This is a genomic window from Leclercia sp. M50, assembly GCF_037150775.1.
Taxonomy (GTDB): Bacteria; Pseudomonadota; Gammaproteobacteria; order Enterobacterales; family Enterobacteriaceae; genus Enterobacter.
This window is the reverse complement of record NZ_JBBCPK010000107.1, coordinates 1-12366: the sequence shown is the minus strand read 5'-3', so window position 1 is coordinate 12366 and position 12366 is coordinate 1. Positions and strand designations below refer to the sequence as shown.

Below are 12366 nucleotides of genomic sequence, written 5' to 3'. Positions count from 1 at the left end.
GCCCCCTCTCGGCGCATCCCTGCGCCTCGCCCCGGCCTGCGGTCAACGCTTCGGCGATTTTCAGCCGGACCAGGGAGCCGCTGTAAATTGAGTGTTATGTAGCGGCCAAATTATCGCTTTAAGTTGGCTAGTGTGACTTAAACCCCGCCGCCGTCATCAGCACACGGAAGAAAAACCCCACCAGCGCCAGCGCCAGCACGCTGCCGCCCCAGATAATCACCATCCACATCAGACGTTTCCAGACAGGTTGATTCATCAATGATAGCCCTCCCCAGGCTGGACTTTTCCGCGAAATACGTAGTAACTCCAGAAAGTGTAGACAAGGATGATCGGGATAATAAACAACGCCCCCACCAGCATAAAGCCCTGGCTCTGGGCAGGTGCAGCGGCCTGCCAGAGGGTGACAGAGGGCGGAATGATATGCGGCCAGATGCTGATCCCAAGTCCGCTAAAACCGAGAAAGATTAACCCGAGAGTCAGCACGAACGGCAGATGGTGGCTATGTGGGTTATCCAGGCAGCGCCACTGCCACAGGCCCAGCAGCGCCACCAGTAGCGGAACCGGCAGCAGGAAGAACAGGTTCGGCAGGCTAAACCAGCGATCGGCAATGGCCGGGTGCGCCAGCGGTGTCCAGAGGCTGATCGCCGCAATGATGACCAACAGCGCCAGCAGCAGGCGCTTCGATACCTGACGCATCCGGCCCTGAAGCGGGTTTTCACTTTTCATCACCAGCCAGGTGGCGCCCAGCAGGGCGTAGGCCACTACCAGCCCCAGGCCGCAAAAGAGGCTGAACGGGGTAAACCAGTCGAACGGCCCCCCGGCAAAAGCGCGGCCGCTGACCGGAATGCCGTTGATTACCGCGCCCACGACCATCCCCTGGGTAAAGGTGGCGAGCAGTGAACCGCCAATAAACGCCTTATCCCAGAAAGGACGATGTGCGGGCGTCGCCTTAAAGCGGAATTCGAACGCCACCCCGCGGAAAATCAGTCCGATCAGCATTAAGGTGAGCGGAATGGTCAGGGCATCGATGATCACCGCATAAGCCAGCGGAAAGGCGCCAAACAGCGCGGCTCCGCCTAATACCAGCCAGGTTTCGTTCCCGTCCCACACCGGGGCGACGCTGTTGACCATCACGTCCCGGTCGTCCGCGTTCTGGATGGCGGGAAACAGAATACCGATGCCGAGATCGAAGCCGTCCATCACGATGTACATCAGGGTGGCAAAGACAATAATCACAAACCAGATCAGGGAGAGGTCGATGCCCATTATGGTGTCTCCTTGTGAGTGAATTCAGCGCTCGCAGCCGAGAGCGGGCGCGCCGGGCGGCCATCGTTTTCGGTCGGGAAGCTCTCTTCTTCCTGCGGCCCTTTTTTAATCAGGCGCACCATGTAGCTGTAGCCGACGCCAAAGACCGAGGTGTAGACCACGATAAAGGCCAGCAGGCTGACGCTCATGTGTAGATCGCCGTGGGCCGATACGGCATCTCTGGTGCGCTGGAGTCCGTAGACCACCCAGGGCTGACGGCCCACTTCGGTGGTCACCCACCCGGCGAGAATCGCTATTAAGCCCGACGGTCCCATCAGCAGGGCAAACCACAGGAAAGGCCGGGAGTAATAGAGCCGCTGCCTGTAGCGCAGCCACAATGCGATCGCGCCCAGGAGCAGCATTAGCAGGCCCAGCCCGACCATAATGCGGAACGACCAGAAGACGATGGTTGAGTTGGGCCGATCCGCTTTCGGGAACTCTTTCAACGCCGGAACCTGCTTATCCAGGCTGTGGGTGAGGATCAGGCTGCCGAGCGCCGGGATCTCAAGGCCATAGCGGGTGCGCTCCTGCTCCATATCCGGCCAGCCAAACAGCAGCAGCGGCGTCGGCTCGCCGGGCGGGTTCTCCCAGTGACCCTCAATAGCGGCAATTTTGGCCGGCTGATGCTTCAGGGTATTGAGGCCATGCATATCCCCGACAAGCGCCTGGAGGGGGGCGACGATCAGCGTCATCCAGAGCGCCATTGAGAACATGCGGCGAATGGCGGGGGTATTGTTCCCGCGCAGCAGATGCCAGGCCGCCGAGGCCGCGACAAACAGCGCGCTGCTGAGAAACGCGGCAATCGACATATGCAGCAGGCGATAGGGGAAAGAGGGGTTAAACACCACCGCCAACCAGTCCACCGGCACCACCTGGCCGTTGACGATCTCATAGCCCTGCGGAGTCTGCATCCAGCTGTTGGAGGCGAGGATCCAGAAGGTGGAGATAATCGTGCCCAGCGCCACCATGCAGGTGGCAAAGAAGTGCAGCCCCGGCCCGACTTTGTTCCAGCCGAAGAGCATCACCCCCAGGAAACCCGCTTCGAGGAAGAAGGCGGTGAGCACTTCATAGGTCAGCAGCGGACCGGTAATGCTGCCCGCAAACTGGGAAAAACCGCTCCAGTTGGTGCCAAACTGGTAGGCCATCACCAGCCCGGAGACGACGCCCATGCCAAAGTTGACGGCGAAAATCTTCGACCAGAAATGGTACAGCGAGCGCCAGACGGGGTTTTTGCTTTTCAGCCACAGCCCCTCCAGCACCGCCAGATAGCTGGCGAGGCCAATGGTGATCGCCGGGAAAATAATGTGGAAGGAGACAGTAAAAGCAAACTGGATCCTCGCAAGAACAAACGCATCTAAACCAAACATGCACAACCTCAAGGTCAATCGGTGTGACTGTTATGGTAAATCAGCGCGAAAATCAGTATCAGAGACAGAAAAGGGGAATTTTTGTATAACAGTTTCAGGAAAACAGGGCGTTATCCGGAAGTGTTATAGTCAGTTGCCACCACGCCCGGCGGCGCTTCGCTTGCGCGGGCCTTCGGGCAGGAACTTTGTAGGCCGGGTAAGGCGTCAGCCGCCACCCGGCATGATGCCCGGCGGCGCTTCGCTTGCACGGGCCTACGGGCAGAGGTTTTGTAGGCCGAGCAAGGCGATAAAGGGGCGAGAGCCCCTTTACGGTTAGTGCGCCTTACGTTTTTGCATATGACGGGAGATCAGCCAGATTAAAAGCGTGGTTAAAAGCAGCGATAACAGAGACAACGCGAAAATGTAGCGGTCGTACCATTCGGCCTCGGTCAGAAAACCAAATTTATCCGTATAAAGGTCATATAGCCAGATATCGGGCATAACAATACAAACTAACGAATAAACCAGACACAGAAGAGCTAACTCCATCAACCATATCATTACAGTAGTACTGGGTTTCATTAATATACCTGTATGGTGCCAAATGCTTTAAGCTCGGCCGTAATGGGTAAAGAACCTGCGCTTAACAATGCGTGATGGAGGATTTGATAGTGGGAATGATTTGGCAATGTTATGCATCCTTCGCTAATCCCAGAACTGCCTGCGGGATGCAGGCGAAAAGCTCCGCGCTCTACGTTGTCTATAAAAGTTGAATCATCGATAGCCCCGTCGTCCCGGTATAATGCAAACCAAAAGTCCCGGTTTGAACCGCTCTCGAGTTCTTTAAGCATATCGTGCCAGCGGGAGCGAAGCCCTCCACGGGAACGCGTAACAATGAAATATTTTCCAGGCGGCAATGGCCCTTTCTTTTTCATAGCAATAGAATCTGGATTATTTCGGTTGGCACCGGCGTGTCCAGAATAAGCCGGAAAGAAACCAACGCCAGGACAACTTAGAGTAGACATCTGCCCACCATTTAAATGAAATGTACAACGAATCATCTCTCATCCCACGCATCAGAAAAAATAATATTCCCATCGCAATGTTTCCAGGTGATTTTTTCATAGCGCAGGGAGATTGATTCAAGATGATTATGTTTTTCCGTCGAAGGGTTTTTTATATCATGCATGAGAGGGCAAACAGACACGACTTTGACCCCTTCAAGAAACATATTAAAGTACTCTTCTTCCTGCCCGGCATGATTGATCCGGTACCATTTAAACTCGGCGGATTTTAGCGTTTGCCCTCTGGCAACAGCTTTATAAAGATAAGGACTGGAAGAGTCGAACTCTTTCTCAAACACAAGTGCGCTATGGACGCGTGTACCGGTTATCTTTCCAGTATTACTATCCGTAGGTAAATGCAGACCGTGACCAAATCCGAGTATTTCTATACTGCCTTCACGATCGCGGATATCCACAGACCCGCAGATATCCGCTCCTCCGTCGTCCTTTAACCACAAATACGCAGGAATTGCCATCTCAAACTCCTTTTGTCAGCCAGCTTAAAAACAGCCATTACTTAACATCGGATGTTTAATAAAGACCAGGCATATCGTGCCATAGTCATGGCAAATATATTTTGCAGTTATACAAATTAAATCAATTTAAAGGTGTGAGTAAACGTCCCGTGTATTATCTATTTCACGGGACCTCTATTATTTTACGCGTCCCGCCACCCCATCGCCGGTGCTACATGCTTCAGAATCGACTCAATCACATGCACGTTGTACTCCACGCCCAACTGGTTCGGCACCGTAAGTAACAGCGTATCCGCCTCGGCAATCGCTTCGTCCTGCTTCAGCTGGGCAACCAGCTTGTCTGGCTCGGCGGCATAGCTGCGCCCGAAGATGGCGCGGGTTTTCTCATCCAGATAGCCCACGCTGTCGCTTTCGTTACGGCTGGAGCCGAAGTACATCCGGTCGCGATCGTCCATCAGGGCGAAAATGCTGCGGCTGACCGAGACGCGCGGGGTACGGGTATGTCCCGCTTCGGCCCAGGCGGCACGGTAGGCGCGGATCTGTTTTGCCTGCTGAATATGGAACGGCTCGCCGGTTTCATCATCTTTAAGAGTGGAGCTTTGCAGGTTCATCCCGAGCTTCGCGGCCCACACGGCGGTGGCGTTAGAGCCTGCGCCCCACCAGATGCGATCCCGCAGACCTTCGGCGTGCGGCTCCAGGCGCAGCAGGCCCGGCGGGTTAGGGAACATCGGCTGTGGGTTGGGTTTAGCAAACCCTTCGCCACGCAGCACGTCCAGCAGCACTTCGGTGTGATGGCGCGCCATGTCCGACTCGTTTTCGCTCTCCGCGGGCACATAGCCAAAGTAGCGCCAGCCATCGATCACCTGTTCCGGCGAGCCGCGGCTGATCCCCAGCTGTAAGCGTCCGCCAGAGATCAAATCGGCTGAGCCCGCATCTTCCGCCATATAGAGCGGGTTTTCATAGCGCATATCGATTACGCCGGTGCCGATCTCAATCCGGCTGGTTTTTGCGCCAATGGCAGCCAGCAGCGGGAAAGGGGAGGCGAGCTGGCGGGCAAAATGGTGCACCCGGAAATAAGCGCCATCCGCGCCCAGCTCTTCGGCGGCGACCGCCAGATCGATAGACTGCAGCAGCGCGTCAGCGGCGCTGCGGGTGCCGGACTGCGGTGAGGGCGTCCAGTGACCAAATGATAAAAAACCGATCTTTTTCATTCCGGGGATTCCTGATTTCTGAGAAACAACATAACCCTTACTTTACGGATTACCCGGCGAGAAGAAATGGCGTTTATTTAACAGATGAGGTCAAAAAATTTGAATGAATTCAGCGGCTCTGCTTGTTTTATGGAAGGATAGTGTAAATACCGCTTGCATCCTTCCATCATTAATGCGTTAATGCTCTTTCGGTTTGAAATCCAAAAATATCTGAAGCAGTTCCTAAAGCAATCTCATCACGTTGTGCCTCTCCACAGTCGCTCCTGGGTTTTATCTTTACGCTCTGATTAGTTTTGTCTCAGACCCTTATTGCCTTTAAGGCCCATTAGTTTTTACGTGTATACGTACAGGAGATTTACATGAGTTCTACTATCCATTTTCGTTGCCCATGCTGTCATGGTTCGCAGTTCCGTACTTCCATTTTCGACGTGTCTGAAAAAAATCCACACGGTGCGAAGTGCATTTTCTGCAAATCTTCCATGATCACCCTCGACCATTTAGCGGCCTCCCGTCATGCCCGCCAGGTCCCGTTTGAGCTGCGCAAGTAATTCAGTCAGGCGCCGTCACGCCTGCTGACATTCCTCTCTCACCTATAACAGTTTATTAATTCTGCCTTTTTTCTCCTGCTGATATACTATGTAACGCAGCAAGGAGAACCCGATGAAAAAATACCAGCGCCTGGCGCAGCAAATCATTTCGCAGATCGACCTGGGCGTCTGGCAGCCCGGCGATAAGCTGCCCTCCCTGCGTGAGCAGGTGACCAGCAGCGGGCTGAGCTTTATGACCGTCGGCCATGCGTACCAGATGCTGGAGAGCCAGGGGCATATTGTGGCGCGCCCGCAGTCGGGTTATTACGTCGCCGCCCGTCCCAGCGGAGAGCAGCCGATGCCGCCCGCGCAGGTGATGCGCGACGAGTCGGTGGATATCAATACCTATATCTTCGATGTGCTGCAGGCCAGCCGCGATCCCGCGGTGGTGCCCTTTGCCTCGGCCTTTCCCGATCCGCGCCTTTTTCCCTTACAGCAGCTGAACCGTTCCCTGGCAAACGTCAGCAAAACCGCCACCGCCATGAGCGTGATCGAGAACCTGCCGCCGGGCAATGTCGATCTGCGCCACGCCATCGCCCGCCGCTATGCCCAACAGGGGATGAACATCTCCCCGGATGAAATTGTGATTACCGCGGGCGCGCTGGAAGCCCTGAACCTCAGCCTGCAGGCGGTCACCGAGCCGGGCGACTGGGTGATTGTGGAGAATCCCTGCTTCTATGGTGCGCTGCAGGCGCTGGAGAGGCTGAAGCTGAAGGCGCTGTCGGTGGCGACCGACGTGCGCGACGGTATCGATCTCAACGCCCTGGCGCAGGCGCTGAACGACTACCCGGTAAAAGCCTGCTGGCTGATGACCAACGCGCAGAACCCGCTGGGCTTTACCCTCAGCGCCGACAAAAAAGCGCAGCTTGTCGCATTACTCGCCCGGCACAACGTCACCCTGATTGAAGATGATGTTTACAGCGAGCTCTATTATGGCCGCGAAAAGCCGCTCCCGGCGAAAGCCTGGGATCGCAGCGACATGACCCTGCACTGCTCCTCCTTTTCCAAATGTCTGGTGGCCGGGTTCCGCATTGGCTGGGTCGCCGCCGGGAAACATGCCCGCCGCATCCAGCAGCTTCAACTGATGAGCACCTTGTCCACCAGTTCGCCCATGCAGCTGGCGCTGGTGGATTATCTCGCCACCAAACGTTACGACGCTCATCTCAGGCGCCTGCGCCGCACCCTGGCTGAGCGCAAGCAGCAGGCGAGGCAGGCGCTGCTGCGCCATCTGCCCAATGAGGTGAAAATTCACCACAGCGACAGCGGCTATTTTTTATGGCTGGAGCTGCCCGCACCGCTGGATGCCGGTGAGCTCAGCGCCCGGGCGCTGAAGCACCACATCAGCATTGCGCCGGGCAAAATGTTCTCCACCTCCGATACCTGGACGCCATTTTTCCGCTTCAATACCTCGTGGGCCTGGGGAGAGCGGGAGGAGCAGGCGGTGATCCAGTTAGGGCAAATAATCAGCGGGATGTTAAAAACGCAAAAATAAGTTTTTCTCGCTATTGATCGCAGCCGCTAAATAATCATTTCTTATCCCCTTAATCACGCCGCAATTAATTTGCGGCGTTTTTTATTATCGCTCATAGGAAATATGCATAACCTCTTCGCCTGCTAACCCCTTGTCTATAATCCAGTTACCGGGGAATGCGCCCCCGGTCACAACCTGGCGAAATTTCTCAGGCCTGCCGGGTGCGCTGCAATGGCGCGGTCTACGTTTAATTAAGGAGATATTCTACCGGCACGGCTGCCGTCTGATTTCATTACGACAGGAGTAATACGTATGAGCAAAACATTTGCCCGTAGCAGCCTGTGCGCGCTCGGCATGACTATTTTGACTGCGCAAGCGGCAGAGCCGCCAAAAGAGATCGGCAATGGCGAAGGTCGTCTGGATATCATTGCCTGGCCGGGCTATATCGAACGGGGCGAGACCGATAAAAACTACGACTGGGTCACCCAGTTTGAAAAAGAGACCGGCTGTAAAGTTAACGTCAAAACCGCCGCGACATCCGATGAGATGGTGAGCCTGATGGCGAAGGGCGGTTACGACCTGGTGACCGCCTCCGGCGACGCCTCCCTGCGCCTGATCATGGGCAAACGCGTTCAGCCCATCAACCCGGACCTGATCCCCAACTGGAAAACCCTCGACCCCAGGATCGTCAAAGGGGAGTGGTTCAACGTTAACGGCAAGGCCTACGGCACGCCCTATCAGTGGGGGCCAAACCTGCTGATGTACAACACCAAAACCTTCCCGACCCCGCCTGACACCTGGGGCGTGGTGTTTAAAGAACAGACCCTGCCGGACGGCAAATCTAACAAAGGGCGCGTGCAGGCCTACGATGGGCCGATCTACATTGCCGATGCGGCGCTCTATGTCAAAGCCACCCAGCCAGATCTGGGCATCACCGATCCCTACCAGTTGACGGAAGCGCAGTACACGGCGGTGTTAAACGTGCTGAAAGATCAGCATGCGCTCGTGCACCGCTACTGGCACGACACGACGGTGCAGATGAGTGACTTCAAAAACGAGGGGGTGGTGGCTTCCAGCGCCTGGCCCTATCAGGCCAACGCCCTGAAAGGGGAGAATCAGCCGATAGGCACCGTCTTCCCGAAAGAGGGGGTGACGGGGTGGGCGGATACCACCATGCTGCACGCCGATGCCAAACACCCGATGTGCGCCTATAAGTGGATGAACTGGTCCCTGACGCCAAAAGTGCAGGGCGATCTGGCGGCGTGGTTCGGTTCCCTGCCAGTGGTGGCAGAAGGCTGTAAAGCCAGCACTCTGCTCGGCGATAAAGGCTGTGAAACCAACGGCTACACCTATTTCGACAAGATCCTGTTCTGGAAAACCCCTGTCGCCAACGGCGGCAAATTTGTCCCTTACAGCCGCTGGGTTCAGGACTATATCGCCATCATGGGCGGTCGTTAAGCGCAGGGAGCGGAATATGACCTACGCAGTAGAGTTTAACGATGTCTCCCGCCTGTATGGCGACGTGCGTGCGGTGGATGGGGTAACGATCCGGATCCGTGACGGGGAGTTTTTCTCCATGCTGGGGCCTTCGGGCTCCGGCAAAACCACCTGCCTGCGCCTGATTGCCGGTTTCGAGCAGCTGAGCGGTGGCGCGATAGCTATCTTTGGCAAAGACGCCAGCGAACTCCCTCCGTGGGAGCGCGACGTCAATACCGTCTTTCAGGACTATGCCCTGTTTCCCCATATGTCGATCCTCGAGAACGTGGCCTACGGGCTGATGGTGAAGGGGATCAACAAGTCTACCCGCCAGGCCCAGGCCCGCGAGGCGCTGGAGAAGGTCGGGCTCAGTTTTGCCGAAGCGCGCAAGCCTTCCCAGCTCTCCGGCGGCCAGCGTCAGCGGGTGGCGATTGCCCGGGCGCTGGTCAATCAGCCCCGTGTTCTGCTGCTGGACGAACCCCTCGGCGCGCTGGATCTCAAGCTGCGGGAGCAAATGCAGTTTGAGCTGAAAAAACTGCAGCAGGAGCTGGGCATCACCTTTATTTTCGTCACTCACGATCAGGGGGAAGCACTGTCGATGTCTGACCGGGTGGCGGTCTTTAACAACGGGCGAATCGAGCAGGTGGATACCCCGCGGGAGCTCTATCTGCGTCCACGCACCCCGTTTGTCGCCAGCTTCGTTGGCACCTCGAACGTCTTTACCGACGCCACCGCCCGGCGCGTCTGCGGCATGGCCGGTAGCTACTCCCTGCGCCCGGAGCATATTCGTCTGGACGGGCAGGGTGAAATCCGGGTGCAGGGCCAGGTGCAGGCGGTGCAGTTTCAGGGGGCGGCGACCCGTTACGAGCTGCGGCTTGCCGAGGGGGAGAAACTGCTGGTGAGCCAGGCCAACCTGACCGGCTCCGCGCTGGCCCCGGGGGTTGAGGCCGGGCAGCAGGTGACCGCGTCGTGGGCGCGCGACGCTATGGTGCCGCTGCATGAGGAGAGGTGAAATGGAGATGAGCGTTTCGCCGCCACCGGCTTCGCACGGCCTGCCGGGACGTCTGTCGGCGCTGTTCTGGCGCAGGCCCTCGTTGGGGCTGTTTTTACTCCTGCTCGGGCCGCTGATGTGGTTTGGCATTGTCTATCTCGGGTCGCTGTTCACCCTGCTGTGGCAGGGGTTCTACACCTTCGATGACTTCACCATGGCGGTCACGCCGGATTTGACCTTCGCCAACATCCGCGCGCTGTTTAATCCCGCCAACTACGACATCATCCTGCGTACCCTGACGATGGCGATTGCCGTCACCATCGGCAGCGCGATTCTGGCCTTCCCGATGGCCTGGTATATGGCGCGCTACACCCACGGAAAGTGGAAAGCCTTCTTCTATATCGCGGTGATGCTGCCGATGTGGGCCAGCTATATCGTCAAGGCCTACGCCTGGACGCTGCTGCTGGCCAAGGATGGCGTGGCGCAGTGGTTTCTCAGCCATATGGGGCTGGAGCCGCTGCTCACCTCGCTGTTGACGGTGCCGGGCGTGGGGGGCAGCACGCTCTCCACCTCCGGGTTGGGGCGCTTCCTGGTATTCGTCTATATCTGGCTGCCGTTTATGATCCTGCCGGTGCAGGCGGCGCTGGAGCGGCTGCCGCCGTCGTTGCTGCAAGCCTCAGCCGATCTCGGCGCCCGGCCGCGGCAGACCTTCCGCTATGTCGTGCTGCCCCTGGCGATCCCGGGCATCGCGGCCGGGTCGATCTTCACCTTCTCCCTGACGCTGGGCGACTTCATCGTGCCGCAGCTGGTGGGGCCGCCAGGCTACTTTATCGGCCAGATGGTCTACTCCCAGCAGGGGGCGATTGGCAATATGCCCATGGCGGCGGCCTTCACCCTGGTGCCGATTGTTCTCATTACCCTCTATCTGGCGTTCGTGAAACGTCTGGGAGCGTTTGATGCACTCTGAACGCGCACCGTTGTTTCTGAAAATCGCCACCTGGGGCGGGGTGATCTTCCTCCACTTCCCGCTGCTGATTATTGCCATCTATGCTTTTAATACCGAGGACCCGGCGTTCAGTTTTCCGCCACAGGGGCTGACGCTGAAGTGGTTCAGTGCCGCGGCGACGCGCAGCGACATTATTGAAGCAGTGACGTTGTCACTGAAAATCGCGGCTTTGTCGACGGCCATTGCGCTGGTGCTGGGCACCCTGGCAGCCGCAGCGCTATGGCGGCGGGAGTTCTTTGGCAAGAACGCGGTATCGCTAATGCTGATCCTGCCCATCGCCCTGCCGGGGATCATTACCGGTCTGGCGCTGCTGACGGCGTTCAAGACCATTAATCTGGAGCCCGGTTTCTTCACCATCATCCTCGGTCACGCCACGTTTTGCGTGGTGGTGGTGTTCAATAATGTGATTGCCCGTTTCCGGCGCACCTCCTGGAGCCTGGTTGAAGCCTCGATGGATTTAGGCGCTAACGGCTGGCAAACCTTCCGCTACGTGGTGCTGCCCAATCTGGGGTCGGCGCTGCTGGCGGGGGGTATGCTGGCGTTCGCCCTGTCGTTCGATGAGATTATCGTGACGACCTTTACCGCCGGACATGAGCGCACGTTACCGCTGTGGCTGTTAAACCAGCTTGGGCGTCCGCGCGATGTACCGGTAACAAACGTGGTGGCACTGCTGGTTATGCTGGTGACCGCCATTCCCATTCTGGGGGGCCTGGTGGCTGACCCGCGACGGCGAAAACGTAGCCGGAAGCGGGAAATAACCTTGACTGAAACAGGACAAAGCTATGCAAACTCAACTGCTGATTAATGGTGAACTGGTCAACGGCGAAGGGGAAAAGCAGCCGGTCTATAACCCTGCCACCGGCGAGGTGCTGCTGGAGATCGCCGAGGCCTCTCCCGCCCAGGTGGACGCAGCCGTGCAGGCCGCGGACCGCGCGTTTGCCAGCTGGGGGCGGACCACGCCAAAAAGCCGCGCCGAGTGTCTGCTGAAGCTGGCGGACACCATCGACGCTCAGGCCGACACCTTAGCCCGGCTGGAGTCGCAGAACTGCGGCAAGCCGCTGCACTGCGTGATGGGGGATGAGATTCCGGCGATTGCCGACGTGTTCCGCTTCTTTGCCGGGGCGGCGCGTACTCTGCATGGTTCGGCGGCAGGAGAATATCTGGAAGGGCACACCTCCATGATCCGCCGAGACCCGGTTGGCGTTGTCGCGTCCATTGCACCGTGGAACTATCCCCTGATGATGGCGGCGTGGAAGCTGGCGCCCGCGCTGGCGGCCGGTAACTGCGTGGTGCTGAAACCGTCTGAAATCACGCCGCTCACCGCCCATACTGCGAATCGTTGGCCCAGTTCAGCACCTCCTCTTCGTCGTCGAATGGCGTCACGCTCACCACCGGGCCAAACACCTCCCGCTGGACAATGGCATCTTCCTGCT

11 protein-coding genes and 3 pseudogenes are annotated in these 12366 nt (G+C 57.6%); 7 read left to right on the top strand and 7 right to left on the bottom strand.

The window, feature by feature from the left end; all coding sequences use genetic code 11:
- Window positions 1–127: 127 nt before the first annotated feature.
- The 6 genes from WFM46_RS20000 to WFM46_RS19975 all read right to left on the bottom strand — a co-directional run bounded on the left by WFM46_RS20000 (window position 128) and on the right by WFM46_RS19975 (window position 5402).
- The gene (locus WFM46_RS20000) at window positions 128–256 is read right to left on the bottom strand and encodes a DUF2474 domain-containing protein (RefSeq protein WP_103822063.1); all 129 of its coding nucleotides are present in this window, start codon (window positions 254–256) and stop codon (window positions 128–130) included.
- Window positions 256–1266 (bottom strand): cytochrome d ubiquinol oxidase subunit II, encoded by a 1011-nt coding sequence (cydB, locus tag WFM46_RS19995; RefSeq protein WP_336998343.1) that lies wholly within the window; start codon window positions 1264–1266, stop codon window positions 256–258. The genes WFM46_RS20000 and cydB overlap by 1 nt, the downstream gene beginning before the upstream one ends.
- Window positions 1266–2672, bottom strand: coding sequence for a cytochrome ubiquinol oxidase subunit I (locus WFM46_RS19990; protein WP_180209956.1), 1407 nt, complete (start codon window positions 2670–2672; stop codon window positions 1266–1268). Before WFM46_RS19990 ends, cydB begins: the two co-directional genes overlap by 1 nt.
- Window positions 2673–3232: 560 nt before the next feature.
- A complete protein-coding gene (locus WFM46_RS19985; RefSeq protein WP_114314870.1) occupies window positions 3233–3712 on the bottom strand; it encodes a DUF2778 domain-containing protein in 480 nt (159 codons plus the stop codon).
- A complete protein-coding gene (locus tag WFM46_RS19980) occupies window positions 3709–4191 on the bottom strand; it encodes an Hcp family type VI secretion system effector (RefSeq protein WP_312348621.1) in 483 nt (160 codons plus the stop codon). Before WFM46_RS19980 ends, WFM46_RS19985 begins: the two co-directional genes overlap by 4 nt.
- Window positions 4192–4373: 182 nt before the next feature.
- Window positions 4374–5402: an LLM class flavin-dependent oxidoreductase gene (locus tag WFM46_RS19975; protein WP_336998342.1), complete on the bottom strand. Its 1029-nt coding sequence runs from the start codon at window positions 5400–5402 to the stop codon at window positions 4374–4376.
- A 359-nt stretch (window positions 5403–5761) separates the two neighbouring features.
- On the opposite strand from WFM46_RS19975, the gene ymcF reads away from it, so the two are divergent.
- The 7 genes and pseudogenes from ymcF to WFM46_RS19940 all read left to right on the top strand — a co-directional run.
- The gene (ymcF, locus tag WFM46_RS19970) at window positions 5762–5950 is read left to right on the top strand and encodes a cold shock small protein YmcF (protein ID WP_039028652.1); all 189 of its coding nucleotides are present in this window, start codon (window positions 5762–5764) and stop codon (window positions 5948–5950) included.
- A gap of 112 nt (window positions 5951–6062) precedes the next feature.
- On the top strand, window positions 6063–7481 hold the full coding sequence (locus tag WFM46_RS19965; protein ID WP_336998341.1) for an aminotransferase-like domain-containing protein: 1419 nt from the start codon (window positions 6063–6065) through the stop codon (window positions 7479–7481).
- A gap of 291 nt (window positions 7482–7772) precedes the next feature.
- Window positions 7773–8918, top strand: a complete 1146-nt coding sequence (gene ydcS, locus WFM46_RS19960; RefSeq protein WP_312348616.1) for a putative ABC transporter substrate-binding protein YdcS — start codon at window positions 7773–7775, stop codon at window positions 8916–8918.
- A 16-nt stretch (window positions 8919–8934) separates the two neighbouring features.
- A complete protein-coding gene (locus WFM46_RS19955) occupies window positions 8935–9948 on the top strand; it encodes an ABC transporter ATP-binding protein (protein ID WP_336998340.1) in 1014 nt (337 codons plus the stop codon).
- Window position 9949: 1 nt separating this feature from the next.
- Window positions 9950–10894 (top strand): ABC transporter permease, encoded by a 945-nt coding sequence (locus tag WFM46_RS19950; protein ID WP_156654558.1) that lies wholly within the window; start codon window positions 9950–9952, stop codon window positions 10892–10894.
- A pseudogene (locus tag WFM46_RS19945) lies at window positions 10884–11691 on the top strand (ABC transporter permease). The gene WFM46_RS19950 and the pseudogene WFM46_RS19945 overlap by 11 nt, the downstream one beginning before the upstream one ends.
- A 24-nt stretch (window positions 11692–11715) precedes the next feature.
- Window positions 11716–12258: pseudogene (locus WFM46_RS19940) on the top strand (aldehyde dehydrogenase family protein); the annotation flags it as partial.
- Here WFM46_RS19940 and WFM46_RS19935 read toward each other — a convergent pair.
- Window positions 12257–12366, bottom strand: a pseudogene (locus WFM46_RS19935) (aldehyde dehydrogenase family protein); the annotation flags it as partial. The pseudogenes WFM46_RS19940 and WFM46_RS19935 overlap by 2 nt on opposite strands.

What these genes read in the sequence shown, in the direction of transcription:
- WFM46_RS20000 (WP_103822063.1), bottom strand. Translation starts at nt 256, where the DNA reads ATGAATCAACCTGTCTGGAAACGTCTGATGTGGATGGTGATTATCTGG.
- cydB (WP_336998343.1), bottom strand. Translation starts at nt 1,266, where the DNA reads ATGGGCATCGACCTCTCCCTGATCTGGTTTGTGATTATTGTCTTTGCC.
- WFM46_RS19990 (WP_180209956.1), bottom strand. Translation starts at nt 2,672, where the DNA reads ATGTTTGGTTTAGATGCGTTTGTTCTTGCGAGGATCCAGTTTGCTTTT.
- WFM46_RS19985 (WP_114314870.1), bottom strand. Translation starts at nt 3,712, where the DNA reads ATGATTCGTTGTACATTTCATTTAAATGGTGGGCAGATGTCTACTCTA.
- WFM46_RS19980 (WP_312348621.1), bottom strand. Translation starts at nt 4,191, where the DNA reads ATGGCAATTCCTGCGTATTTGTGGTTAAAGGACGACGGAGGAGCGGAT.
- WFM46_RS19975 (WP_336998342.1), bottom strand. Translation starts at nt 5,402, where the DNA reads ATGAAAAAGATCGGTTTTTTATCATTTGGTCACTGGACGCCCTCACCG.
- ymcF (WP_039028652.1), top strand. Translation starts at nt 5,762, where the DNA reads ATGAGTTCTACTATCCATTTTCGTTGCCCATGCTGTCATGGTTCGCAG.
- WFM46_RS19965 (WP_336998341.1), top strand. Translation starts at nt 6,063, where the DNA reads ATGAAAAAATACCAGCGCCTGGCGCAGCAAATCATTTCGCAGATCGAC.
- ydcS (WP_312348616.1), top strand. Translation starts at nt 7,773, where the DNA reads ATGAGCAAAACATTTGCCCGTAGCAGCCTGTGCGCGCTCGGCATGACT.
- WFM46_RS19955 (WP_336998340.1), top strand. Translation starts at nt 8,935, where the DNA reads ATGACCTACGCAGTAGAGTTTAACGATGTCTCCCGCCTGTATGGCGAC.
- WFM46_RS19950 (WP_156654558.1), top strand. Translation starts at nt 9,950, where the DNA reads ATGGAGATGAGCGTTTCGCCGCCACCGGCTTCGCACGGCCTGCCGGGA.